This window comes from Azorhizobium caulinodans ORS 571, from assembly GCF_000010525.1.
Taxonomy (GTDB): domain Bacteria; phylum Pseudomonadota; class Alphaproteobacteria; order Rhizobiales; family Xanthobacteraceae; genus Azorhizobium; species Azorhizobium caulinodans.
On sequence record NC_009937.1, the window covers coordinates 2885918 to 2908583 of the forward strand.

22 protein-coding genes are annotated in these 22666 nt (G+C 67.2%); 10 read left to right on the forward strand and 12 right to left on the reverse strand.

Annotated features, from left to right (window positions below; genetic code table 11):
- Positions 1 to 439: 439 nt before the first annotated feature.
- From AZC_RS13235 to AZC_RS13245, 3 genes are read right to left on the reverse strand one after another with little or no spacing between them, the layout of a single operon-like run.
- Entirely contained in the window at positions 440 to 1060 is a 621-nt protein-coding gene (locus AZC_RS13235; RefSeq protein ID WP_012171084.1) for a TPM domain-containing protein, read from the reverse strand.
- The gene (locus AZC_RS13240; protein ID WP_043879329.1) at positions 1060 to 1869 is read right to left on the reverse strand and encodes a TPM domain-containing protein; all 810 of its coding nucleotides are present in this window, start codon (positions 1867 to 1869) and stop codon (positions 1060 to 1062) included. The genes AZC_RS13235 and AZC_RS13240 overlap by 1 nt, the downstream gene beginning before the upstream one ends.
- 31 nt (positions 1870 to 1900) lie before the next feature.
- Entirely contained in the window at positions 1901 to 2506 is a 606-nt protein-coding gene (locus tag AZC_RS13245; protein WP_012171086.1) for a LemA family protein, read from the reverse strand.
- Positions 2507 to 2624: 118 nt separating this feature from the next.
- Here AZC_RS13245 and AZC_RS13250 point away from each other — a divergent pair, with 118 nt between their 5' ends.
- Positions 2625 to 2921 (forward strand): GIY-YIG nuclease family protein, encoded by a 297-nt coding sequence (locus AZC_RS13250; RefSeq protein WP_012171087.1) that lies wholly within the window; start codon positions 2625 to 2627, stop codon positions 2919 to 2921.
- 30 nt (positions 2922 to 2951) lie between these two features.
- Here the strand turns inward: AZC_RS13250 and AZC_RS13255 are convergent, their stop codons facing one another.
- The 3 genes from AZC_RS13255 to fumC all read right to left on the reverse strand — a co-directional run bounded on the left by AZC_RS13255 (position 2952) and on the right by fumC (position 7202).
- Positions 2952 to 4649 carry a methyl-accepting chemotaxis protein gene (locus tag AZC_RS13255; RefSeq protein WP_043879330.1) on the reverse strand — a complete coding sequence of 566 codons (1698 nt, stop codon included), beginning with the start codon at positions 4647 to 4649 and terminating at the stop codon, positions 2952 to 2954.
- 452 nt (positions 4650 to 5101) lie between these two features.
- Positions 5102 to 5728 carry a ParB-like protein gene (locus AZC_RS13260; RefSeq protein ID WP_052285929.1) on the reverse strand — a complete coding sequence of 209 codons (627 nt, stop codon included), beginning with the start codon at positions 5726 to 5728 and terminating at the stop codon, positions 5102 to 5104.
- A gap of 82 nt (positions 5729 to 5810) precedes the next feature.
- The gene (fumC, locus tag AZC_RS13265) at positions 5811 to 7202 is read right to left on the reverse strand and encodes a class II fumarate hydratase (protein WP_012171090.1); all 1392 of its coding nucleotides are present in this window, start codon (positions 7200 to 7202) and stop codon (positions 5811 to 5813) included.
- 266 nt (positions 7203 to 7468) lie between these two features.
- On the opposite strand from fumC, the gene AZC_RS13270 reads away from it, so the two are divergent.
- From AZC_RS13270 to AZC_RS13300, 7 genes are all read left to right on the forward strand, one after another.
- Positions 7469 to 7657 carry a DUF4169 family protein gene (locus AZC_RS13270; protein WP_012171091.1) on the forward strand — a complete coding sequence of 63 codons (189 nt, stop codon included), beginning with the start codon at positions 7469 to 7471 and terminating at the stop codon, positions 7655 to 7657.
- A complete protein-coding gene (locus AZC_RS13275) occupies positions 7654 to 7932 on the forward strand; it encodes a ribbon-helix-helix domain-containing protein (RefSeq protein WP_012171092.1) in 279 nt (92 codons plus the stop codon). Before AZC_RS13270 ends, AZC_RS13275 begins: the two co-directional genes overlap by 4 nt.
- 195 nt (positions 7933 to 8127) lie before the next feature.
- Positions 8128 to 9258 carry an FtsH protease activity modulator HflK gene (hflK, locus tag AZC_RS13280; RefSeq protein WP_012171093.1) on the forward strand — a complete coding sequence of 377 codons (1131 nt, stop codon included), beginning with the start codon at positions 8128 to 8130 and terminating at the stop codon, positions 9256 to 9258.
- Complete coding sequence (gene hflC / locus AZC_RS13285) at positions 9255 to 10187, forward strand: protease modulator HflC (protein ID WP_012171094.1); 933 nt, start codon at positions 9255 to 9257, stop codon at positions 10185 to 10187. Before hflK ends, hflC begins: the two co-directional genes overlap by 4 nt.
- A 13-nt stretch (positions 10188 to 10200) precedes the next feature.
- Positions 10201 to 10392 (forward strand): DUF2065 domain-containing protein, encoded by a 192-nt coding sequence (locus AZC_RS13290; protein WP_012171095.1) that lies wholly within the window; start codon positions 10201 to 10203, stop codon positions 10390 to 10392.
- Positions 10393 to 10642: 250 nt separating this feature from the next.
- Positions 10643 to 12133: a DegQ family serine endoprotease gene (locus tag AZC_RS13295; RefSeq protein WP_043879331.1), complete on the forward strand. Its 1491-nt coding sequence runs from the start codon at positions 10643 to 10645 to the stop codon at positions 12131 to 12133.
- A gap of 319 nt (positions 12134 to 12452) precedes the next feature.
- Complete coding sequence (locus tag AZC_RS13300; RefSeq protein WP_081433983.1) at positions 12453 to 14537, forward strand: methyl-accepting chemotaxis protein; 2085 nt, start codon at positions 12453 to 12455, stop codon at positions 14535 to 14537.
- A gap of 56 nt (positions 14538 to 14593) precedes the next feature.
- On the opposite strand, the gene serB is transcribed toward AZC_RS13300, so the two are convergent.
- Complete coding sequence (gene serB / locus AZC_RS13305) at positions 14594 to 15493, reverse strand: phosphoserine phosphatase SerB (protein ID WP_043879333.1); 900 nt, start codon at positions 15491 to 15493, stop codon at positions 14594 to 14596.
- Here serB and miaA point away from each other — a divergent pair.
- Positions 15492 to 16430, forward strand: coding sequence for a tRNA (adenosine(37)-N6)-dimethylallyltransferase MiaA (miaA, locus tag AZC_RS13310; protein ID WP_012171099.1), 939 nt, complete (start codon positions 15492 to 15494; stop codon positions 16428 to 16430). The genes serB and miaA overlap by 2 nt on opposite strands.
- Here the strand turns inward: miaA and AZC_RS13315 are convergent, their stop codons facing one another.
- Positions 16431 to 17276 carry a sulfite oxidase heme-binding subunit YedZ gene (locus AZC_RS13315; protein WP_012171100.1) on the reverse strand — a complete coding sequence of 282 codons (846 nt, stop codon included), beginning with the start codon at positions 17274 to 17276 and terminating at the stop codon, positions 16431 to 16433.
- Between the two features lie 179 nt (positions 17277 to 17455).
- Between AZC_RS13315 and thyX the strand changes: the two genes are divergently transcribed.
- Positions 17456 to 18397, forward strand: coding sequence for an FAD-dependent thymidylate synthase (gene thyX, locus AZC_RS13320; RefSeq protein ID WP_012171101.1), 942 nt, complete (start codon positions 17456 to 17458; stop codon positions 18395 to 18397).
- Positions 18398 to 18427: 30 nt separating this feature from the next.
- Here the strand turns inward: thyX and AZC_RS13325 are convergent, their stop codons facing one another.
- Genes AZC_RS13325 through AZC_RS13340 form a run of 4 tightly spaced genes read right to left on the reverse strand, consistent with a single transcriptional unit; the run spans position 18428 to position 22603 of the window.
- Entirely contained in the window at positions 18428 to 19909 is a 1482-nt protein-coding gene (locus AZC_RS13325) for an amidase (RefSeq protein ID WP_043879334.1), read from the reverse strand.
- 2 nt (positions 19910 to 19911) lie between these two features.
- On the reverse strand, positions 19912 to 20694 hold the full coding sequence (locus AZC_RS13330; RefSeq protein ID WP_012171103.1) for an ABC transporter permease: 783 nt from the start codon (positions 20692 to 20694) through the stop codon (positions 19912 to 19914).
- On the reverse strand, positions 20691 to 21515 hold the full coding sequence (locus tag AZC_RS13335; protein WP_012171104.1) for an ABC transporter ATP-binding protein: 825 nt from the start codon (positions 21513 to 21515) through the stop codon (positions 20691 to 20693). The genes AZC_RS13330 and AZC_RS13335 overlap by 4 nt, the downstream gene beginning before the upstream one ends.
- Entirely contained in the window at positions 21512 to 22603 is a 1092-nt protein-coding gene (locus AZC_RS13340) for an ABC transporter substrate-binding protein (protein ID WP_012171105.1), read from the reverse strand. Before AZC_RS13340 ends, AZC_RS13335 begins: the two co-directional genes overlap by 4 nt.
- Positions 22604 to 22666: the final 63 nt, after the last annotated feature.

Here is a 22666-nt window from a genome sequence, read left to right on the forward strand (position 1 = left end):
CGGCTTGCGCCGCATCCAATGTTTCGCGCCCCTTACGGACCGCAACGGTTCGGCGACCGAGGTCGCCAACGAAAAATTCGCGCCGGCGGGAAAATTCCCATCGGCGGGACCACGAACGAAAAGCGCTGTCCGCTGCTGGTCACAGCGGGCGCGCCCGTTCGCGACAGAGGATCACGAAACTCAATCCCCTTTCGGGAACCGGCGCCGCGATCGTGCACCTGACTTTCTCAGTGCTGTACCTGGCAGCGTATCGGTGAACCGATCGGGGCCTGACTGAACCCACCCCGCAGGATGTTGCTCAAGACTGCCACTCCGATCGCGTTGGGACACCGACGCCTGCCGCGAAAGTGGGTGGTGTCTAGCGTCCCCCCTGCCCCGCGTCAAGGGCCGAGATGCCGCCAGCGCTTATTTTCCGCGCACTCCAGCCATGCAATCGCGCTCACGCGAAGATCACATGATCGGGCAGTTCGTTGCGGTCCTGCGCGCTCGCGGGAAAGGTTTCGGAAAGCCTTATGCCGGCTTGGTTAACGCCAGCTGCCAAGGCACCGGAAAGATCGCCGTCCGCCGCCGCTTTCGATACCACCGCACAGACCTCCTCGCAAACGCCGGGGCCCAGTTTTGCGAGGATGGTCTCGTCCGCCACCACCTCGATGAGGCGGTCCGGCGCAGCAGCAAGAATCATGAGTCCGGTCCGGGACTCAGTGAGATGGATGCCGAGGGCCAAGAATCGGTCGAGCGCCGCCGCCCGCGCCGCAGCCCGTCTCACGGCCGGCGGAACGGTGCGGCGGGCGAGCGCCGGCACCGACAGCAGGGCCAGAAGCGCGAGGAAGATGAGGCCCTGCACCGCCAACAGCGGAATGGGGCGCAGCGGCACCGCCAGCACCAGCAGCCAGGGCAGAGCGAGCGCAGCCAGCGCCGCCCAGAGCACCGGATAGAAGGAATGACGGATCAGCGGGCGGGAGAGCACCACCACCCGGATTTCCGCGCTGGTCTGCGCCTCGGCGGCGCGGACGGCGGCGAGGATGCGCTCGCGCGCGGCGTGATCGAGCACAGGGGTCATCACCATCCTCCCGAAGCGCCGCCGCCGCCGGACGAGCCGCCCCCGCCGGAGAAGCCCCCGCTCGAACTGCCGCCGCCCCCACTGCTCTCCCAGCGCCAGCTCGAGGAGGAGGCGCCCACGCCGCTGCCGACGGAGAAACCACGCCCCCGGCCGCCGCCGAACCAGATGATCAGGAGGATCACCACGACAAGAATCACGAAGATGGCGAACAGCACCATCCCGTCGTCGCCCACCGCCGCTGCCGGGGCGCCGGCCGCCCGCTGGCGGGCCTCCTCGGGATCGAGATTGAGGATTTCCAGCACCGCCTCGGCGCCGGCCACGATGCCGGCCGGCATGTCGCCCTTGCGGAAGGCCGGCAGGATGGTGGTCTGGATGATGGTGCTGGCGACCGCATCGGTCAGGATGCCTTCCAGCCCGTAGCCCACCTCGATGCGTACCTTGCGCTCGTTCGGCGCCACCAGCAGCAGCACGCCGTTGTTCTTCTTCTCCTGTCCCAGCTTCCAGAAGCGGAACAGGCGGTTGGCATAGTCCTCGATCGAGGTGCCCTGCAGAGAGGGCACGGTGGCCACCACGAACTGATCGGTGGCCTTGGCCTCCTGCACGGCGAGCTTGCCGTCGAGCGTGGCCCGCGTGGTGGCGGGCAGGACGTTTGCCGCGTCCACCACCCGCCCGCTGAGTGCCGGGAAGGAGAGATCCGCCCAGGCCGGAGCGGCCACTGCGAAGAGGACTGCCGCGAGCAGGATCAAGATGCCCGCCAGCGCCCCCGGAACGCGCAGCGGGCGGCGCGGGAAGACCGTGGGCGGGTTCATGCGGGGCCGGCTCATGGCGCGCACCGCCCGCTCAGAACTTCACCTTGGGCACCTGCATCTGCTGCTCGGAGATGGTGAAGGTCTCCATGGGCTTGTTGTTACGGTAGAGCGTCGAGGCCCAGATGGCGCCGGGGAAGGTCTTGAGCTCGGTGTTATAGACGCGCACCGCCTCGATATAGTCGCGACGTGCGACGGCGATGCGATTCTCCGTCCCTTCGATCTGCGACTGGAGCGCGAGGAAGTTCTGGTTCGACTTCAGGTCCGGATAAGCCTCGCTCACCGCCAGCAGCCGCCCGAGGGCGCCGGAAAGCTGGGTCTGGGCATCCTGGAACTGCTTGAACTGTGCGGGATCGGTGATGGTGGAGGCATCGACGCGCACGGAGGTCGCCTTGGCGCGGGCCTCGACCACCTGCGTCAGCACGTCCTTCTCCTGCTGGGCGTAGCCCTTCACCGTCTCCACGAGATTGGGGATGAGGTCGGAACGGCGCTGGTACTGGTTCAGCACATCGCTCCACTTCGCCTTGGCCTGTTCCTCGGCGGTGGGAATGCCGTTGATGCCGCAGCCGCCGAGGGCCAGCCCGAGGGTCAGCAGAAGAACCGGCAGGCGGAGGCAGGTGGCAAGGCGCGAGGCGGACATGGGCGTCTCCCTGGGACACGAACGGCTGCCCCTTATAACGCCCCTGCGTGACTGGAACCACGCCGCACCCGATGGCACAAACGGGACGCCATCCGCCCCGCCTTCAGCCCCTTGCGACATGTCCGATTCTTCCGAGCTGCCCTGCCCCTGGTCCGCCTATCTCGTCGAATGTGGCGACGGCTCGCTTTATTGCGGGGTGGCGATCGATGTGGAGCGGCGGATGCGCGACCACGCGACGCCCAAGGGCGCCCGCTATGTGCGCGGGCATGGCGGCGTGAAGCGCCTGCTCTGGTCGCGTCCCTTCGCCTCGCGTGGGGCCGCGCTCAGGGCCGAACTGCGCATCAAGGCCCTGCCCCGCCGGGCCAAGCTGGACCTCGCCGCCACCGGGGCCATGCCCGGCGGCTGGCCGGAGTGAGCGGCGCGCGCCCGCACGCCGCTCCTGATCTCACGCAGCGTTAAGGTCGCGGACGAAGGTCTCCACCACCGACCGCAGGTCCGTCGCCTGGGCCGAGAGACCCTGAGAGAGGCTGAGCAACTGGTTGGAGGCCGCCCCCGTCGCCTGCGCGGCCCGGCCGACGCCGGTGATGTTGTCGGTCACTTCCTGCGTGCCCGTCGACGCCTGCTGGCAGTTCTGGGCGATCTCGCCCGTCGCTTCGCCCTGCTGCGCCACCGAGCCGGAGATGGCCGAGGAGATCTCCTTGATGTTGGTCACCACGCGGATGATCTCCGCCATGGAGGCCACCGTGCCGTTGGTGGCGGACTGGATCTCCTCCACCTTCTGCGAGATGTCGCTGGTGGCCTTGGCGGTCTGGGAGGCCAGTTCCTTCACCTCCGAGGCGACGACCGCGAAGCCCTTGCCCGCGTCGCCGGCACGGGCGGCTTCGATGGTGGCGTTGAGAGCCAGCAGGTTGGTCTGGTCGGCGATGGACTTGATGAGGTTGATGACCTCGCCGATGTCCGCCGCCGCCCGGGCGAGTTCGCTGATCCGCTGGTTGGAGGCATCGGCCTCGCGGAAGGCGAGATCCGCGACCGTGGCCGAATGGCTCACCTGCGCCGTGATCTCCCGCACCGAGGCGGCCAGTTCCTCGGAAGAGGCCGCAACGGTCTGCACATTGGTGGCGGCCTGCTCGGCGGCCGCAGCCACGGCCTGCGCCTGCTGCGCGGTCTGGTCGGCCGAAGCGGACAGATCGCGGGCGGCGTGTGCCACCTCGCCGGACGAGCCCGCGAAGCTGGAGGCGAGCTCCTTCATGCGGGCGACGAAATTCTGGGCCAGCGCCTCGCGCCGGACCATGGTCTGGCGCTCCACCTCTTCGCGCTCCTGCTGGGCCCGGCGCAGAACCTCCGCCTCGGAGAGCTGGCCGCGCAGATGCTCGAGCGAGGTCGCCATGGCGCCGATCTCATCCTTGCGGGTGGTGCCGGCGACCGGGGTGCCGAGCTTGCCCTGCCCCATGTCGGCCATGGCGCCCATCATGGTGCGGATCGGAGCGACGATGCCGCTGCGCACCAGCAGGATCGCCACGGCGATCATGGCGAGGGTGGCGCCGGCGATGCCGAGCAACGTCACCAGGGCCGAGTGGCGGGTCTGCGCCTGGAGCGTCGCGCGGATGGCATTGCTTTCGGCGGTGAGCTTGCCGTTGAACTCGACGGTGGCGGCGATCACCGCATTGATGGCCGGTTCGCAGCGCGCCGACATGAGCGCACCGGCGCGGGCGATGGAATCGAGCGAGGTCTCGGTGGTGGCGATGCGGACCACCTCCCCGCACTCATTGGCCACGACGGTGGTGAGCCGGTCGCGCAACTGGGTGATCTCCGCGCGCTTGTTCGGCACGGCGTCCGCGCCTTCGTCCATCAGTTCGCCGAAGCGCTTCATGGAAGCCTTCAGGGCGGCAGCCGCTTTCACATTGTCATCGTCCGAGGTGGAGATGATGGCGCGCATGATGTCCGTGCTGACGGTCGCCGCCGAACGGGCCGAACGGGCGATCTTGTTGATGGCCGTCTGCGGACCGTCCGCCAGCTCGCCATATGCGCTGTCGATGCTGGACATGGTGGAGGTGGAATAGAGCGCGCCGCCGAGGCTGATCACCCCCAGCAACGCGAGCAGAACCACCACCTTCCAGGTCATGGGAAGATTTGCGTAGCTCATGGCGTCCCCCGTGTTTTGTTGCGAACGTTGGCCGTCGCTTTTGCCCGGCACCCTCGCAAGCCATCCGTCGTAGCGCCAGCTTGGCGCTCTCATGCACAGCAAGCTATCGACGGTAAGTGCCCACGATAAGTGCAGATAAAAACCATCATTGGTCATTCATTTCCAATGTGGTGCTATTTTTAGTTCATCTTGGAAGACTGCCTGCATATTTTTTGCGCCGCAAGAATAAGCACGCGCCCGATGTTCCGCAGCAGTAAATTCCCTGCGTGGGCAACGGCGCTGACTTGCCCGCCGGCCGACCCGGTGCTCGGTGGCAAACAGCCGACGGTGCACCTCGACACCCCGGCGGCACGCATGGAGGCAGGGCATACACCCCACCATCTTGTCTTGAGGTTTTGAGAATCGCTCGCGCCGCGCCGAGACCGCCTCTGGCACGAGCCGGGGCCGGCGCGTCAGTCCCTGGACGTGTCGCCGAGATAGCCGGGCAGGTCCTGGGCCTCGTCGAGACGGGCGAGCTTGATGGCGAGGTCGCGGGCGAGATCGAAATCGGTCTCGATCAGACGCTTCGACATGAAGGAGCGGAAATACTCGCCCCACATGAATTCCTTGAACGGCGTCTCGTCATCGTCCCGGAAGGCGGGGCCGCGCACCGAGCGGGCGAGCGTGCGCCACGGATTGTCCGTGAGGTCGCGCACATGGTTCGGAATGCGGGCATAGGGCCGCCGGTTGCCGTCGGCATCAATGGGCCAGCAATTGCCCTCGCGCTCCATCTCTTCCCAGAAGGCGGTGCGGTCGAGATGGGACCAATCCGCCTGGCGGGACAGGTCCAGATACACCTCCTTGAAGCCGGCGATGAGAGCGGCGCGGCAGAGATGATGGTGATCTATCAGATAGAGCTGGTTGCCGGGCCCGCGCACGCAGGGGATCGGCTTCTTGCGGAAGAGCGCCTCGGCCTCCTCTTCGCCCATGGCCATCATTTTCTTGGCCCGCCGGGCGACCTCCTGCATCCCGAGCGTGAGCTGGGTGGGGTGCAGATCGTCGATGGCGACGGATTCGAGATGGTCGGGCAGGCTGGCCATGACGCGCTTCCGGAGCATGAGACGAAAAAGGGGTGCGGCGACCGGCGCCGCACCCCCATGAACGCAATCGGCCTGAAACGGATCAGCCGGGAGAGATCATGTTCTCCGGACGGACGACCGCGTCGAACTCCTCGTTCGTCACATAGCCGCCGCCGACCGCTTCCTCGCGCAGCGTGGTGCCGTTCTTGTGGGCGGTCTTGGCGATCTTGGCGGCCGCGTCATAGCCGATCTTCGGTGCCAGCGCGGTGACCAGCATCAGGGAGCGCTCGAGGCCGGCCTTGATGTTGTCCTCGCGCGGCTCGATGCCGACCACGCAGTGCTCGGTGAAGCTCACCGCCGCATCCGCGATCAGGCGCACCGACTGCAGGAAGTTGTAGGCCATCACCGGGTTGAACACGTTCAGCTCGAAATGGCCCTGGCTGCCGGCGAAGGTGAGCGCGGCATTGTTGCCGAACACCTGCACGCAAACCTGCGTCAGCGCCTCGCACTGGGTCGGGTTCACCTTGCCCGGCATGATGGACGAGCCGGGCTCGTTCTCCGGCAGGGCCAGTTCGCCGAGGCCGGAACGCGGGCCAGAGCCGAGGAAGCGGATGTCGTTGGCGATCTTGAACAGCGAGGCCGCCACCGTGTTGATGGCGCCGTGCGAGAACACCATGGCGTCATGGGCGGCGAGCGCCTCGAACTTGTTCGGAGCGGTGGTGAAGGGCAGGCCGGTGATGGCGGCGATCTTCTCGGCCACCTTCTCGGCAAAGCCCACCGGCGCATTGAGGCCGGTACCGACCGCCGTGCCGCCCTGGGCGAGCTGCATCAGCGCCGGGAGGGTGGATTCGATGCGGGCGATGCCGTTTTCCACCTGCTTGGCATAGCCGGAGAATTCCTGGCCGAGCGTCAGCGGGGTGGCGTCCTGCGTGTGCGTGCGGCCGATCTTGATGATCGAGGCCCACTGCTTCGCCTTGGCGTCGAGGGCGCCGTGCAGCGTCTTCAGGGCGGGAAGCAGCCGGTGCACGATCTCTTCCGAGCAGGCGACATGCATCGCCGTCGGATAGGTGTCGTTGGACGACTGGCTCATGTTGACGTGGTCGTTCGGGTGCACGGGCTTCTTGGAGCCCTTCTCGCCGCCCAGCATCTCGATGGCGCGGTTCGAGATGACCTCGTTCGCGTTCATGTTGGACTGGGTGCCCGAGCCGGTCTGCCAGACCACCAGCGGGAAATGGTCGTCGAGCTTGCCGTCGATCACTTCCTGGGCGGCCGCGACGATGGCGTCGGCGATCTTGCCGTCCAGCTTGCCGAGGTCACGGTTGGCCTCGGCGGCGGCGCGCTTCACGATGCCGAGAGCGCGGACGACCGGAAGCGGCTGGCGTTCCCAGCCGATCTTGAAATTGCCGTAGGATCGCTGCGCCTGCGCGCCCCAATAACGGTCCGCCGGCACCTCGATGGGGCCGAAAGTGTCAGTTTCGACGCGGGTGGCACTCATGGTCCGGTACTCTCCTTGGACTGTCCAGCGGCCAGGCTTCTAGCACACGTCATCAGAAGTCCGTGAGCGCCGGGCGCGATCAAAATAATTGCAGGGAGGTACCTAATGACGCCGGGATCGGTAATTTTGGCCCTAGCTTCGCGGCGCAGGCGGATGACAATGCGAGTCCGCGCACTATGTGATGGTAACGTCGGACTGGGTTCGGATCAGGACGACGCGCGTTAACCCGGCTCGGTTGGGGGCCAGAGTCGAGACTGAGAAACACTTTGGGCGACGTCGTGAACCTCAATAAGGCCCGCAAGACGCGGGCCCGACAGCAGGCGCAGGCCGAGGCTGCCGAGAACCGGATCCGGTTCGGGCGCACCAAGGCCGAGCGTGAAGCTCAGGCCGCGCAGGAACGCCTGCAGGCCAAGCGCCTGGATGGTCACGCCCGCACCGAAAGGGAAGAATCATGAAAAGCCCCGTGGTGAAGAGATCCATCGTTATTGCCGGTCACAAGACCAGCGTGAGCCTGGAGGACGCCTTCTGGGATGCGCTCAAGGAAATCGCGGGGCAGCGGCGCCTGACCCTGTCCGACCTGGTGGCGACCATCGACTCCGGCCGCAATCAGGGCAACCTGTCGTCCGCGATCCGGCTGTTCGTGCTGGACTATTATCGCGGCACCGCGAATGCCGCGCGCGGACACAGCATGGGCGAACGCGTCGGAGCCGGCAGCGCTACCGTTGCGTAATCGCATAGCAGTTCCTATCTGAATGCATGAGGCGCGCGCCGCGTTGAAAGGGGACGCGCGCTTTTCTATAACCTGCCCGCCGGCTCGCGGGGCCCGGCGCGTCCATGGGGCGCGTGTGCCCGGACCGCGAAGCGGTGGCAGAGTGGTACAGGTCTGGACCGCCGCCATCGCGCGGCGCTCCTACGGGAGTCGACGATGTCGTGGAAAAATCAGGGCGGTGGCCCCTGGGGAAATGGGCCGCGGGGGCCCTGGGGTCAGGGACCGAACAATTCCGGACCGACGCCTCCAGACATTGAAGACATCATCCGCCGCAGTCAGGACCGCCTGCGGCACATGCTCCCGGGCTCCATGGGCACCAAGGGCGCAATCCTTCTGGTCGCTCTGGTGGTGGCCGGCTGGCTCCTCTCCGGCTTCTACCGCGTCGAGCCCGACGAGCAGGGCGTCGTCCTGCGCTTCGGCCGCTTCGTGCAGCTCACCCAGCCGGGCCTCAACTATCACCTGCCCTACCCGATCGAGACCGTGCTGACCCCCAAGGTCACGCGCGTGAACCGCATCGACATCGGCATGCGCCTCGCCGAGGACACCCGACGCAACGCCACCGTGCTGCGCGACGTTCCCGAGGAGAGCCTGATGCTCACCGGCGACGAGAACATCGTCGACGTGGATTTCGCCGTCTTCTGGGTCATCAACAACGCCGAGCAGTATCTGTTCAACGTGCAGAACCCGGAGAGCACCATCAAGGCGGTGGCCGAGAGCGCCATGCGCGAGGTGGTCGGCCGCAACAACATCCAGCCCATCCTCACCGGCGCCCGGCAGAACATCGAGACCGGCGTGCAGGACCTGATGCAGCGGGTGCTCGACAGCTACAGCGCCGGCGTGAAGATCACGCAGGTCCAGCTCCAGAAGGTGGACCCGCCGGCGCAGGTCATCGACGCCTTCCGCGACGTGCAGGCCGCCCGCGCGGACGCCGAGCGCGCCCAGAACGAGGCGCAGACCTACGCCAACCGCGTCGTGCCCGAGGCGCGAGGCGAAGCCGCCCGCATCGAAAACGGCGCCCAGGCCTACCGCGAGCGCACCGTGGTGGAAGCCCGCGGCCAGGCCGAGCGCTTCCTCAAGATCTACGATGAATATGTGAAGGCGAAGGACGTGACGCGCGAGCGCATGTATCTGGAGACCATGGAACGTGTGCTCGGCGGCACCGACAAGGTGATCGTCGACCAGAACGCCAGCCGCAGCGGCGGCGTGGTGCCCGTGCTGCCGCTCAACGAGCCGGCCCGCCGCGCCCCCGCCCCCACCGGCCCGCAGACCCAGGGAGCCGCCCGATGAAAAACTCTTTCCTCGGCGGCGGCATCCTCGTCGTCTTCCTCATCGTGGTGATCGGCCTCTATTCCTCGGCCTTCACCGTGACCCAGAACCAGCAGGCGCTGGTGCTGCGCCTCGGCAATCCGCGGCCGCCCATCACGACGCCGGGCCTGCACTGGAAGGTGCCGTTCATCGACACGGTGGTCTATCTGGACAAGCGCATCCTCGACCTCGAGAACCCCTCGCAGGAAGTGATCGCCTCGGACCAGAAGCGCCTCGTGGTGGATGCCTTCGCGCGCTACCGCATCTCCGATCCGCTCAAGTACTATCAGGCGGTCGGCACGGTTGAGGGCGCCAACTCCCGCCTCGCCACCGTCCTCAACTCGGCCCTGCGCCGCGTGCTGGGCGAAAGCACGTTCACCCAGGTGGTGCGCGATGAGCGCGAGGGCCTGATGGCCCGCATCAAGGAGCAGGTGAACCGCGAGGCCTCCAACTTCGGCATCACGGTGGTGGATGTGCGCATCCGCCGCGCGGACCTGCCGGACGCCAACAGCCAGGCGGTGTTCCAGCGCATGCAGACGGAACGCCAGCGTGAGGCCGCCGAGATCCGCGCCCAGGGCGGCGAGGCAGCCCAGCGCACCCGCTCGCGTGCCGACCGCGAGGTGACGATCCTGCTCGCCGAAGCCAACTCCCGGGGCGAGGCCGTGCGCGGCCAGGGCGATGCGGAACGCAACCAGATCTTCGCCCAGGCCTATGGGCGCGATCCGGAGTTCTTCACCTTCTATCGTTCGCTCCAGGCCTACGAGCAGTCGATCAAGGCTTCCGACACCCGTCTCGTGTTGAGCCCGGAGGCGGACTTCTTCCGCTTCCTGCGCAACCCGCAAGGCACACGGGGCCCGGTCGGCGCGGCCCCGGCGGACAGCGTCACGCCCGTTCCCGTTCCGGCCCGCTGAAGGTCCGGGAAACGTGCGCGATCTCGTCGCCGCCCTCGGGCTCGTGCTGGTCATCGAGGGCCTCAGCCTCGCGGCGTTCCCCGCCGCGTGGCGCCGCGCCATGAAGGCGATCCTGAAGGCGCCCGAACAACCCATGCGCATCGCCGGCCTCGTGGCCGGCGTTGTCGGTGTGGTGCTCGTCTGGCTCGTCCGGGCGCATTTTTAGCCGGGGACCCGGCCTCCTCCGCCATGGTGGTGCCGCAGTGCTTCCGATCATCGGACGCTGCGCCACCCGGCCCGCTTGCGTCCGCCGAGCCGGGACCGCGCCCCGTTACGGCGCAGCGCGGAGGATTGACGTTCCGTTCACCCGAGCGTGACTCTCGTCCAACGCGTTTTTGAAGTCTCATTGCCCTTCTCGGGGGATGGTGCTTCCGTGCCAGTTCGTCATCGAAAGTCCGGGTCCGCGAGGAGATCCCATGTTCCGTATCGATCGTTTGCGCGCTGCGATGGCCGCCCCTGCGCTGGCGCTTGCCCTGGCCGTATCCGGCCCCGTGCATGCCGCTGCCAGCAAGGGGCCGGACACGGTCGCGGATGTCGCTGAGAAGGTGATGGATGCGGTGGTGAACATCTCCACCTCGCAGAACGTCGCCCCGTCCCGCAGCGTCCCCGCCCCGCAGCTCCCGCCCGGCTCGCCCTTCGAGGATTTCTTCGACGAGTTCTTCAAGCGCCGGCAACAGCAGGATGACGGCGACCAGGAACAGTCGAACCGCCGCCCCCGCCGCGTCTCGTCCCTCGGCTCGGGCTTCGTCATCGATCCGACCGGCTACATCGTGACCAACAATCACGTCATCGCCGACGCGGATGAGATCTACGCCAATTTCAACGACGGCACGAAGCTCAAGGCCGAACTCGTCGGCCGCGACACCAAGACCGACCTCGCCCTGCTGAAGGTGAAGCCGGAGAAGCCGCTGGTGTCCGTGAAGTTCGGCGACAGCGACAAGATGCGGGTCGGCGACTGGGTGATGGCCATCGGCAATCCGTTCGGCCTCGGCGGCACGCTCACGGTGGGCGTCATCTCCGCCCGCAACCGCGACATCAATTCCGGCCCCTACGACAACTTCCTGCAGACGGACGCGGCCATCAACCGGGGCAATTCCGGCGGCCCGCTGTTCAACATGGAAGGCGACGTGATCGGCGTGAACACCGCCATCATCTCCCCCTCGGGCGGCTCCATCGGCATCGGCTTCGCCGTGCCCTCCTCCACCGCCGGCCCGGTGATCGCCCAGCTCCAGCAGTTCAAGGAAGTGCGGCGCGGCTGGATCGGCGTGCGCATCCAGAACGTCTCCGACGAGATCGCCGAGAGCCTGGGCATCGGCAAGGCGCGCGGCGCGCTGGTGGGCGGCCTCAATGACGACAACAGCCCGGCGGCCAAGGCCGGCGTGAAGGCCGGCGACGTGATCGTCAAGTTCGACGGCAAGGACGTGAAGGATGTCCGCGACCTGCCCCGCATCGTGGCCGACACGCCGGTGGGCAAGGAAGTGGACATCGTCGTCCTGCGCAAGGGCAAGGAAGAGACCCTGAAGATCACGGTCGCCCGCGCCCCCGAGGAGGAGAAGACCGCCGCCGACAAGTCCAAGCCCCAGAGCGCGGACGCCGACAAGCCGGTGGTGAAGAAGGTGCTCGGCCTCGAAGTCGCCAGCATCACCGACGACCTGCGCCGCCGCTTCAAGATCAAGGACACGGTGAAGGGCGTGGTCATCACCTCCGTGGACCGCAATTCCGCCGCCGCCGACAAGGGCCTCAAGGCCGGTCAGGTGATCGTGGAAGTGGGCCAGGAGCCGGTCTCCGCCCCGGCCGACCTCCAGAAGCGGGTGGATGCGCTGAAGAAGGACAACAAGAAGTCGGCCCTGCTGCTGATTTCCGACGGCGAAGGCCAGGTCCAGTTCGCGGCCGTGCCGCTCAACTGACGGCGGCGTCCGGTTCGAACGCCAGCACCCCTGAAATGCGATCCGCGGCGCGCCATTGGCGCGCCGCTTTGCGTTTGGCCGGACGAATCGAAGGCCGCGGCAATCCGGCGACGGTTTCTCGCCGTCCCGAATGCAGAGATCGGAAAGCCCCCCGTTCGGAGCTCCGAGAGAACGGGTCGGGCCCGTCCCTGACGAAAAACATATATCAGAAGTAGATTATAGAGACATTTTTACACCGATTAATTGCATGTTCAGACAACTCCAGCTTCAGGCAAGGTGACTGATAGACAGTCTCACAAGTAATAAGTTGGAGAATTTTATGCGCATCCGGGGGATATTCCTCATTTGCATCGCAACGCTGGGTGCCGTGGCACTGGCGGGAAGCGTCATGTTCGCCGTGCGCGAATGGCAGCGATGGCAATCGGCCATCAGCGCCCAAGCCTTGATGCAGGTGCTCGCAAATCTTTCCTATTCCACCGAGCGTTTCGGACTTGAGCGCGGTGACTTCAACCAGATGCTGCTCGGCGAAAGCGCGGCATCGGAAGCGCAGATCGCGACCACCAAGAAGAATATGGGCCGCACCGACGAAACGTTGGCTGCGGCGAAGACGCTCGCCGCATCCCTGCGACCGGCGGACCGCGCGATCGCCGAAGGGGCCATCACCAAGGCCATCGCGGACCTGCGGAAACTGCGGGATGATGCGTGGGAAGAAGCGAGAAAGCCCCGCGACAGCCGGAATCCCGCCGTCACGAAGAACTTCCTCCCCTCCGCCGCAGAACTGCTGCGCTCCGTGACCTCCCTTATGGAGGCCCTGGAACTGCGGATCGGCGACGAAGATCCGGCCATGGAAAGCTTCGTCTCTGTGGCCCGTCTCTCGTCGGCCATGCGGGATGCGGGTGGCCGCCGTTCCGCGGTGGTCCTGCTGTATCTCGGCTCCGGGAAAAAGTTCACGCCGGCGCAGCTTGAACAGTTCCTCATGCTCGACGGTGAGGCCGAAGCCTATTGGGCCATGGTCAAGCATGCGGCCAAGCCGTTGGAAAATGTCCCCGGCATCAAGGAAGCGCTCGCCACGGCGCAGGACCAGTTCATCGGCGTCGGTGGCCGCATCACCCGCCAGATTTATGCCAGCGGGATTTCCGATACGCCCCCGCCGATGACCCTCCCGGAGTTTCGCGCGCAGATCGCGCCTCCGCTGATCAAGGCTCTGGCGCCCCGCGATGCTGCCTTTGCAGCCGCCCAGATTCAGAGCGAACAGAATATCGGCAACAGCCGCACCGGTTTCATTCTCGCCTGCCTCTTCATGTTGGCCATCGTCGGTGTCGTCGCGGGCTTTGCCGTCTTCATCACCCATCGTGTGGTGAGGCCCATCCGCACCCTGGCCAGCGGCATCGAGAGCATCTCAAAGGGCGAGTTTGACGTGGAAATCCCGGGCCTCGACCGCAAGGACGAGGTAGGGGAGATCGGCCGTGCCGTGGAAATCCTGCGGGGCAACAGCCAGGAGATGGTGCGCCTGCAGGACGAGCAGGTGTCGCTTCGCGCCCAGGCCGAGGAAGAGCGGCGGCGGGCATTCGATCTCGTGGCCGACGAACTCGGCAGCGTGGTCGGCGAGATCGCAGGCGTGGTGTCCACCGCCTCGGAGGGCCTTCAGGCGTCCGCCCAGAGCATGCTGACCATGGCGGAACAGACGTCCAGCCGATCCGGCGTCGCCAGCCGGGCGTCCGAAGAAGCCAACAAAATGGTGGGCGCCGTCGCCACGGCCGCCGAGGAACTGTCCGCCTCCGTCTCGGAGATCGGCTCGCAGGTGAAGGAATCCGCCCGTGTCGCCAGCATTGCGGTGACCGAAGCCAACGCTGCGGCCTCCAAGGTCAACACCATGTCGGAAGCGGCCCGCCGCATCGGCGACATCCTGAGTCTGATCAGCAACATCGCTGGCCAGACCAACCTGCTGGCGCTCAACGCGACCATTGAGGCGGCCCGTGCGGGCGAGGCGGGTCGCGGCTTTGCCGTGGTGGCCTCCGAGGTGAAGAATCTCGCGGAACAAACCTCCAAGGCCACGGCGGAAATCGAAGCTCAGATCTCTACCGTTCAGGGCGCCACGGACGAAGCGGTATCGGCCATCACCGGCATTGCGTCCACCATCGGGCGCATGAACGAAATCTCCAACACCATCGCGTCGGCGGTGTCGCAGCAGACGACGGCAACGAACGAGATCGCCCATTCCATCTCGCGCGCCTCACAGGGGGTGCGCGATGCCTCCGAGAACATGGCGGAGGTTAACCAGACGGCGGCGGACACGGGAACGACCGCCACTCAGGTGCTCGGCGCCTCCACCGATCTGTCCCGCACGTCGGGCGAACTGCGCCGGGCGACGGAGAACTTCGTCGCCCGCATCCGCAGCGCCTGAGCCCGCTCCAGCCCCCGGCCCTGCCGGGGGCTTTGCGTGCCACCTGAAGGTCCAGGTCAGCCCTCGCGGAAATCGTCGCGGTGGTAACCTTGCATATAAAGGAGCGCGGTGAGGTCGCCATGGTCCACACGGGCCTTGGCTTCCGCCGCCACCTTGGGCTTGGCGTGATAGGCGACGCCAAGACCGGCTTCCCCCAGCATGGCGAGATCATTCGCCCCATCGCCCACGGCCATTGTCTCCGAGGGCGAAAGGTGCAGGCGGTCGCGCAGCTCCACGAGGGTCGCGAGCTTGGCTTCCTTGCCAAGGATCGGTTCGGTCACGGTGCCGGAGAGTTTGCCGCCGTCCGTCTCCAGAATGTTCGCGCGGTTCTCGTCGAAGCCGATCATCTGCGCCACCGCGCTGGTGAACAGCGTGAAGCCGCCCGAGACCAGTGCCGTATAGGCCCCGTTCGCCTTCATGGTGGAAACGAGCGCCTTGCCGCCCGGCATCAGCGTGATGCGCTCGCGCAGGACATCATCCACCACCTCGGCGGCGAGGCCCTTCAGCAGCGCCACGCGCTCGCGGAGCGCCGGCTCGAAGGAGATCTCGCCCCGCATGGCCCGCTCGGTGATGGCGGAGACATGGGCCTTGAGGCCGACAAGATCGGCCAGCTCGTCGATGCATTCCTGCCCGATCATGGTGGAATCCATGTCCGCGAGGAACAGGCGCTTGCGCCGCCCGGCCGCAAGCTGCACCACCACATCCACCGGCGCGCCATCAAGGGCGGCGCGGACCTCATCCTCCAGGCCGTGGACGGAGACGTCGGCGGGCGGGTCGAAATGGATCTCGCTCGCCACGTCGGCATTAAGAGTGATGGGCTCGTCCGCCCCGGGCAGAACCGCGCGGGCGGCAGCCACCACCTCGCGGGTTATGGCGGGGTGGGCGGGATTTGAGATAAGTGTCGCGACATAGACCATGGGACTGCGGGACTCTGAAGCATTGAAACCATTGGCGGTGCTCATCGCAGGTCCAACGGCCAGCGGCAAGTCGGCGCTGGCGCTGGATCTGGCGGAACGGACCGACGGCGTCATCATCAACGCCGATTCCATGCAGGTTTATGGCGATCTGCGCATTTTGACCGCCCGGCCGAGCCCGGAGGAGGAAATGCGGGTGCCCCACCGCCTCTACGGCCACGTGGACGGCGCCGCCGATTACTCCGTCGCGCGCTGGATCGCCGATGCAGCGGCGGCGATGGCCACCGCCCGCGCAGAGGGGCGCCTGCCCATCGTCATCGGCGGCACGGGCCTTTATTTCCGGGCGCTGACGCGGGGCCTTGCTCCCATTCCCGAGATCCCCGAGGAGGTGCGTCAGCGCGTGCGGCGCATGGCCGAAGACGAGGTGACGGTGGTGCTGCACGCCCGCCTCGCCACCCGTGACCCGGAAGCCGCCGTGCGCCTGCAGCCGCAGGATCGCCAGCGCATCCTGCGGGCGCTGGAGGTGTTCGAGGCCACCGGCCAGCCGCTCAGCCAGTGGCAGCGCGCCACCCACCGGCCGGTGCTGGAGGAAGCGTCCGCCGTGCGCTTCGTGCTGGAGGTGGAACGCGAAACGCTGCGGGGACGCATCGACCGCCGCTTCGAGACCATGATGGAGGCTGGCGCGCTGGCTGAGGTGGAGCGGCTGGCGGCGCGCGAACTGCCAGCGGACCGGACCATCCTGAAGGCCCATGGCGCCCCTGCCCTCACCCGCTATCTGCGGGGCGAGATGTCGCGGGCGGACGCCATCGCGGAAGGCCAGAACGACACCCGCCGCTATGCCAAGCGGCAGGTCACGTGGTTCCGCCACCAGATGCCGGACTGGATGCGCGGCACGCCCGACACCGCGCTCGATCAACTGACCGGGACGCTTCGCCTCTGATCAGGCGCGCGCCCGCGCCACCTTCGCGGGCGGAAGCACCTTGAGGCGCACCGTGCCGGCGAACGCGACGCCGAGCCCCGCTGCCAGCACCCACAGCGCGGGGCTGATGCCGAGCCCCGGCTGGACATTGGCCTGCGCCACCAGCCACGGGCTGACGCCAGTGAAGAGGCCATACCAGGCGATCTCGAGCAGCGCGGTCAGCACGGCGCTGAGGCCCGCCAGCGCGAACAGAGCCAGCGGGCCGACCGCATTGGTGCGGCGGTGCCAGATGCGATAGGCGAACAGCCAGATCAGCAGGCCGGTGGTCAGCACCGCCTCCGTCACATCCAGCTTCGACTGGATGAAGAAGTGCACGCTGGCGAGGATGGCGATGCCATAGACGGTGGCGTGGAGCGCATTCCAGCGCTTGCCACCCATCCGGCGGATCACGCTGTCGAACGAGGTGGCGCCGAGCGCCACGAGGAAGGCGGCGCCCACCGCACCGATCGTCAGATAGAAGCGCAGCACGATCTCCCGCGCCACCGTGCCGACGTTCCAGCCCTGGTCCATCGCATAGAGGCCGAGGTGAAGCAGCGCGTAGCACATGGCGGCGACGCCGAGGATGCGGCGCGCCAGCACGAGTTTCGGCCAGTGGAAGATGCGCCGGGCCGGCGTGACGGCGAGACTCACCAGCAGCAGGCGGATGGCCCAGAGGCCGGAAAAGTGAATCGCCGCCGAAACCGGCCGCGCGCCCAGATCGCCCGCCACCGCCCACGCACCGAGCCAGATGGCCGGCAGCACGCTACCGACCAAGGCCAGCGTCTTCTCGGGGCTGAATTTTCCGTTGCGCTCGTGAAACAGCGACATGCGCTCACCTGACCTCGTGCGGAACCTGCTTCTACTACGTCATGACGCGTGGCCTTGTTACGGCCGCCCCTCGCAAAAAGGCGTGAGAGCCTTCCGGCCCGGATGCCTCATGCCGCAGCCAACGGGCTTGCCGAGGAACGGCCGCCGCCTTAAGCGGGGGGACCATCACGAGGACCGCCATGAGCATCACCGGCCAGCAACTCGAGGACATCCGCCAGGCGCGCGCGACGACCACGGCCACCCTGCGGCCGACCGTGCCGGCGCTGGAGGAGGTGCTCTATGAGCCCATCCCGCTGCTCGACCACGGCTTCATCCGGGTGATCGACTATATGGGCGACGACAATGCCGTGGTGCAGGCCGCCCGCGTCTCCTACGGACGCGGCACCAAGAAGGTGAGCGAGGATCGCGGCCTCATCATGTATCTGATGCGGCACTGGCACACGACGCCGTTCGAGATGGCCGAGATCAAGTTCCATGTGAAGCTGCCCATCTTCGTGGCGCGCCAGTGGATCCGCCATCGCACCGCCAGCGTGAACGAATATTCCGCCCGCTATTCCATCCTCGACAAGGAATTCTATCTGCCGGCGCCGGAGCAGCTCGCCGCCCAATCGAGCGCGAACCGGCAGGGGCGCGGCGACGTGCTGGAGGGTGAGGAAGCCCAGCGGGTGCTCGACCTGCTGCGCGGCGATGCCGAGCGCACCTATGCCGATTATGCCTGGATGCTGAACGAGGGCACGGACGAGCAGGCCGCCGATCCCGACCGCTCGGGCCTGGCGCGTGAACTCGCCCGGATGAACCTGACGCTGAACACCTATACTCAGTGGTATTGGAAGACCAATCTCCACAATCTCATGCACTTCCTGCGCCTGCGGGCCGATCCGCATGCGCAGTATGAGATCCGCGTCTATGCGGAGAAGATGCTCGACATCATGAAGCGCTGGGTGCCGATCACCACGGAAGCCTTCATCGAGCACCGCATGGAATCGGCGAGCCTCTCGCGCACGGCGCTGGCGGCGGTGAAGCGCATGATCGCTGGTGAACAGGTGACAGCGGCCACCAGCGGCCTCTCCGCCCGCGAGTGGCGGGAACTCGCCGCCACCCTCGGCCTCCCCGAGGCCTGATCGGATGAGCGCTCGTCGCCCCTCCCCGCCTCAATCGAGGCCGGGCGGGCGGCGGAAGCCGTAGAGCGCTTCGAGCGCGGCGGCGAAGGCGATGGGCGTGCGGTCCTCCAGATAGGGACCGACAATCTGGACCCCAACCGGCAGCCCGTCCGCCGTCTCGCCGATGGGCGCGACGCTCGCCGGTAGCCCCGCCAGCGTCGCAATGCCCGCCCAAAAGAGCTGGTCGTTATAATCCGCCTGCCGGCCGTTGATGGTGAGGGTGCGCGCCTCGCGGGGGCGGTCCTCGTCCAGCGGAAAGGCGGCCCCGGTCGTCGCCGGCGCCAACAGCACGTCATAGCTCTCGAAGAAGGACGCCCAGGCCCTCTGGATGGCGGCCCGGCGCTCCTGAATGCCGAGCCACGCCCGGTGGCTCTGGGTCAGCGCCCGGTCGGATTCGGCCACATAGGAATGGTCGTCCGCGGCGGTGGTCTTCAGGCGTGCCAGAGCCGCGTCGACGGCTGCCTGCGGCGGGCGGGCGCTCGCGGCCCCGCGCAGCACCTGAAGCAGAACATGATGGTGCTCGGCATCGTCGAAATCCGGCCGGGCGTTGTCGTTCACATTCACGCCCTCGGCGCGCAGGCGCTCCACCAGCGCCCTGAGACGCGAGGCATAGGCCTCGTCCACCTCGGCGATGGACGAGCCGTAGAGCACGGCCACGCGGAAGTCCGTAAGCTTGCGGGCGCGGGGCTCGGGCAGTTCCAGCCGCCAGGCGATGGCATCCGGCCCGGCCGGGCCGGCGAGGATGCCGAGCAGCAGGTCGAGGTCGCCCGCCGAACGCGCCATGGGGCCGGAGGTCGAGACCTCGTTGCCAATGGTGCTGCCCGGCCGGTCATTGCCCGCCTGCGGCACCACATGAATGCTGGGCCGGTGGCCGAACACGCCGCAGAAATGGGCGGGCATGCGCACGGAGCCGCCCGCATCGCTCCCCAGCTCGGCCGCCGTGAAGCCCGCCGCCAGCGCCACCGCCGAGCCGCCCGAGGAGCCGCCCGGCGTCACGCCCCGCCGCCAGGGATTGTGCGTGGTGCCATGGATGGCGTTGTAGCTCTGCCAGTCCAGGAGATGAATCGGCACATTGGTCTTGCCGAAGACGATGGCCCCGGCATCGAGAAGCCGCTGCACCACGACGCCCGTCGCCTCCGGCCGGAAATCGGCGGTGGCCGGATCGCCCCAGGTGGTGGGCCAGCCGGCGATATGGTGGGATTCCTTCACCGTCATGGGCAGGCCGTGCAGCGGCCCCCAGCTCTCGCCGCGGGCGCGGGCGGCGTCGGCGGCGTCCGCACGAGCACGGGCAGCCTCGGCCTCCAGAAAGATCACCGCATTCAGCGCCGGATTGTGGCGCTCGATCCGGCCGAGATAGAGCTCCAGCAGGGCGCGGGAGGTGACGTCGCCGCGCCGCAGAGCCTCCAGCAGATCGATGGCCGAGGCGAAGGCGAGCGCCTCGGGCGCCGGCAGGATGGTGTCGGAACGGGTCATGCTCAAACCTCCTCGGACGGAGCCGCGGTGCGCCCGCCCTCCCAGAAGACGATGCGCTTGGCGATGAAGCGCATGAGGCTCGATCCCGCCATGCCGATGGCGGCGAGGATGAGGACGCCCGCGAACATGGTGCTGACGCTCATGTTCACGGTGGCCGAGCCGATGAGATAGCCGAGCCCCTGTTCGGAGGCGATGAACTCACCCACAACCGCGCCGATCAGCGCCAGCACAATGCCGATCTGGAGGCCGGCGAAGATGGAGCTCGCCGCCGAGGGCAGCTTCACATGCAGGAAGATGAAGGCCCGCGAGCGGTTGAAGGAGCGGCACATCTCCACAAGCTCGGGATCGGTGCGGCGGATGCCGACGATGGTGTTCACCAGCAGCGGAAAGAAGCAGAGCAGCGCCACCAGCACCACCTTGGACATCAGCCCAAAGCCGAACCAGACGAGGATGAGCGGCGCCAGCGCCACCTTGGGCATGGATTGAACGGCGACGATGAGCGGGAAGACGAACTTCTCGAATGTCTCCGATTCCGCGATCAGGATGCCCACCACCACCGCCGCGAGGCTGCCGATGGCATAGCCCGTGAGCGTCGAGAGCAGCGTGAAGCGGATGTGCGGCCAGTAGCTGCCATCCACGAGGCCGCCATAGAGAGTGGAGAAGACCGCGCCCGGCGGCGGCAGCAGATAGGAGGGCAACCCGCCGGGTCGGGTGGCGAAGGCCCAGGCTGCGATCACCAGCGCCAGCGTGATGAGCGGGTAGAGGATGGATTGCACAGTCTTCATGACGCCCTCCGTGCCGCACCAGCCAGATCACGGAACAGGCGGCGCAGCTCATAGGCGATGGTATTGAACTCGGACGAGGTCAGCGTCTCGATGGTGCGCGGGCGCGGCAGCGGCACGGCGACGTCCGCCACCACCTTCGCCGGCCGGCCGGCCAGCACCACCACGCGATCCGCCAGCAGCACCGCCTCGGGAATGGAATGGGTGACGAAAAGCGCCGTCTTGCGGCCCGCCATCCAGATGCTCTGGAGTTCCAGCGAGAGATCCTCGCGGGTCATGGCATCGAGCGCCGCGAAGGGCTCGTCGAGGATGAGGAGGCTCGGATCATGCAGCAGCATACGGGCAATGCCCACGCGCTGCGCCATGCCGCCGGAGAGCTGGAAGGGATAGGCGCCGGCCACATCCGACAGGCCCACCAGCGCCAGCAGCCGGTCCGCCTGCGTCCGTGCCTCGGAACCGGCGGCGCGGGCAAAGCCGGCGGGCAGCAGCACATTGTCCCGCACCGTGCGCCAGGGCAGCAGCGTCGGCTTCTGGAACACCATGCCGATGTCCTGCCGCGGGCCGGTGATGGGGCGTCCGTCGAGGCGGATCGCGCCGCCTGTCGGGCGTTCGAGACCGACGACGAGGCGCAGCAAGGTGGACTTGCCGCTGCCGGAGGGACCGAGGATGGCGACAAACTCGCCATCCCGCACGTTCAGCGACAGCCCCTCCAGCACCTTGCGGCCCGTCCTGCCGTCATAGCCGAAGGCGACATCGGAGAGGACGAGGCGGCCGTCCGGCGCTCCGCCGGGGACACCGGCGGGCGCGGCGGGCTCCATCTTCATGGCAGCGCCTTGGCGCGGGCGATGAGGGCAGCGCGGTCGAACTTGGAATATTCCGGCACGAACTGGTTGCTGAAATAGGTTTCCAGCGGAATGTCGGCGGTGGCGAACTCGCCGTATTCATGCATCGCCTTCACATAGGCGCGGATGATCTCCAGATCGAAGGCGCCGGGCACGCGGTCCTTACCCTGCGCGTCGCGCACCGTGAGGGCGAGCCGGCGCTTCAGGATCTCCACGTTGTCGGCAAGCGCCTTGTCCGCATCGCCCTGGGGCTTGGCCTGCGGATTGCGCTTCCAGAAGGCCTCGACGCAGGCCTTGGGATTGGCGTCGCAGGCCACCACCGCCTGCGCATAGGCGCGGCCGAAGCGGGCGATGAGGTCCGGCTGCTGCTTCACCGTGTCGGCATGGGTGAGGAAGCCGTTGACGATCATGTTGGCGAACACGGGCGGATAGGGAAGGCGCCGCGCCTTGGTGCCTTCCAGCTCCATGAGGTCGATCCAGGTGCTGTTGAAATTCAGCGCCTCCACCCGGTTCTCGCGCAGGGCATGGAAGCCCGAGCCCAGATTGCCCACGGCGACGATGGAGACGTCCTTGCCCGGCTCCAGCCCCTCGCTGCGAAGCAGGGCGCGGGTCTGCGGGATGGTGCCCCAGGTCAGCGCCCCGACGCCGATCTTGCCGCCCTTCAGATCCTTGATGCTCTTGATGTCGGAGGAGGCGAGAACGGACAGCTCGAGGGAATTGTACGGGTTGGCATTATAGACATAGGTCAGCGGCAGCGGCGGCTCGCCCGGCTTGTGGGCGGCGAGCAGTGTCTCGGGCAGCGGGAAGCCGAAGGTCACCTTCTTCTGCAGAAGCTGGGGCACGATGGCTCCCGCCCCCTGCAGCACCACGCTCTCCACCTCGATGTTCTGTTCCTTGAACAGGCCCAGCTCATCGGCGATCGCATAGACGCCGCCGTCCGTGATGGTCGGGGGAATCGCGAGACCGACCAGGACCTTGTCGGCGGCTGAGGCGGAGGCTGTAGGCAGAACGGCGGCGGCGAGGCAAACGGCGGTCGCGAAGCGAAGGGCCGTTCCGAGCAAAGGCTTCATCCCTGTCTCCTGGACGAGTCCGGCAAGCCGGAAGCAGTAAGAATGCATGCTATATAATTCATG

What these genes read in the sequence shown, in the direction of transcription:
- AZC_RS13235 (WP_012171084.1), bottom strand. Translation starts at nt 1,060, where the DNA reads ATGACCCCTGTGCTCGATCACGCCGCGCGCGAGCGCATCCTCGCCGCC.
- AZC_RS13240 (WP_043879329.1), bottom strand. Translation starts at nt 1,869, where the DNA reads ATGAACCCGCCCACGGTCTTCCCGCGCCGCCCGCTGCGCGTTCCGGGG.
- AZC_RS13245 (WP_012171086.1), bottom strand. Translation starts at nt 2,506, where the DNA reads ATGTCCGCCTCGCGCCTTGCCACCTGCCTCCGCCTGCCGGTTCTTCTG.
- AZC_RS13250 (WP_012171087.1), top strand. Translation starts at nt 2,625, where the DNA reads ATGTCCGATTCTTCCGAGCTGCCCTGCCCCTGGTCCGCCTATCTCGTC.
- AZC_RS13255 (WP_043879330.1), bottom strand. Translation starts at nt 4,649, where the DNA reads ATGAGCTACGCAAATCTTCCCATGACCTGGAAGGTGGTGGTTCTGCTC.
- AZC_RS13260 (WP_052285929.1), bottom strand. Translation starts at nt 5,728, where the DNA reads ATGGCCAGCCTGCCCGACCATCTCGAATCCGTCGCCATCGACGATCTG.
- fumC (WP_012171090.1), bottom strand. Translation starts at nt 7,202, where the DNA reads ATGAGTGCCACCCGCGTCGAAACTGACACTTTCGGCCCCATCGAGGTG.
- AZC_RS13275 (WP_012171092.1), top strand. Translation starts at nt 7,654, where the DNA reads ATGAAAAGCCCCGTGGTGAAGAGATCCATCGTTATTGCCGGTCACAAG.
- hflK (WP_012171093.1), top strand. Translation starts at nt 8,128, where the DNA reads ATGTCGTGGAAAAATCAGGGCGGTGGCCCCTGGGGAAATGGGCCGCGG.
- hflC (WP_012171094.1), top strand. Translation starts at nt 9,255, where the DNA reads ATGAAAAACTCTTTCCTCGGCGGCGGCATCCTCGTCGTCTTCCTCATC.
- AZC_RS13295 (WP_043879331.1), top strand. Translation starts at nt 10,643, where the DNA reads ATGTTCCGTATCGATCGTTTGCGCGCTGCGATGGCCGCCCCTGCGCTG.
- AZC_RS13300 (WP_081433983.1), top strand. Translation starts at nt 12,453, where the DNA reads ATGCGCATCCGGGGGATATTCCTCATTTGCATCGCAACGCTGGGTGCC.
- miaA (WP_012171099.1), top strand. Translation starts at nt 15,492, where the DNA reads ATGGGACTGCGGGACTCTGAAGCATTGAAACCATTGGCGGTGCTCATC.
- serB (WP_043879333.1), bottom strand. Translation starts at nt 15,493, where the DNA reads ATGGTCTATGTCGCGACACTTATCTCAAATCCCGCCCACCCCGCCATA.
- AZC_RS13315 (WP_012171100.1), bottom strand. Translation starts at nt 17,276, where the DNA reads ATGTCGCTGTTTCACGAGCGCAACGGAAAATTCAGCCCCGAGAAGACG.
- thyX (WP_012171101.1), top strand. Translation starts at nt 17,456, where the DNA reads ATGAGCATCACCGGCCAGCAACTCGAGGACATCCGCCAGGCGCGCGCG.
- AZC_RS13325 (WP_043879334.1), bottom strand. Translation starts at nt 19,909, where the DNA reads ATGACCCGTTCCGACACCATCCTGCCGGCGCCCGAGGCGCTCGCCTTC.
- AZC_RS13330 (WP_012171103.1), bottom strand. Translation starts at nt 20,694, where the DNA reads ATGAAGACTGTGCAATCCATCCTCTACCCGCTCATCACGCTGGCGCTG.
- AZC_RS13335 (WP_012171104.1), bottom strand. Translation starts at nt 21,515, where the DNA reads ATGAAGATGGAGCCCGCCGCGCCCGCCGGTGTCCCCGGCGGAGCGCCG.
- AZC_RS13340 (WP_012171105.1), bottom strand. Translation starts at nt 22,603, where the DNA reads ATGAAGCCTTTGCTCGGAACGGCCCTTCGCTTCGCGACCGCCGTTTGC.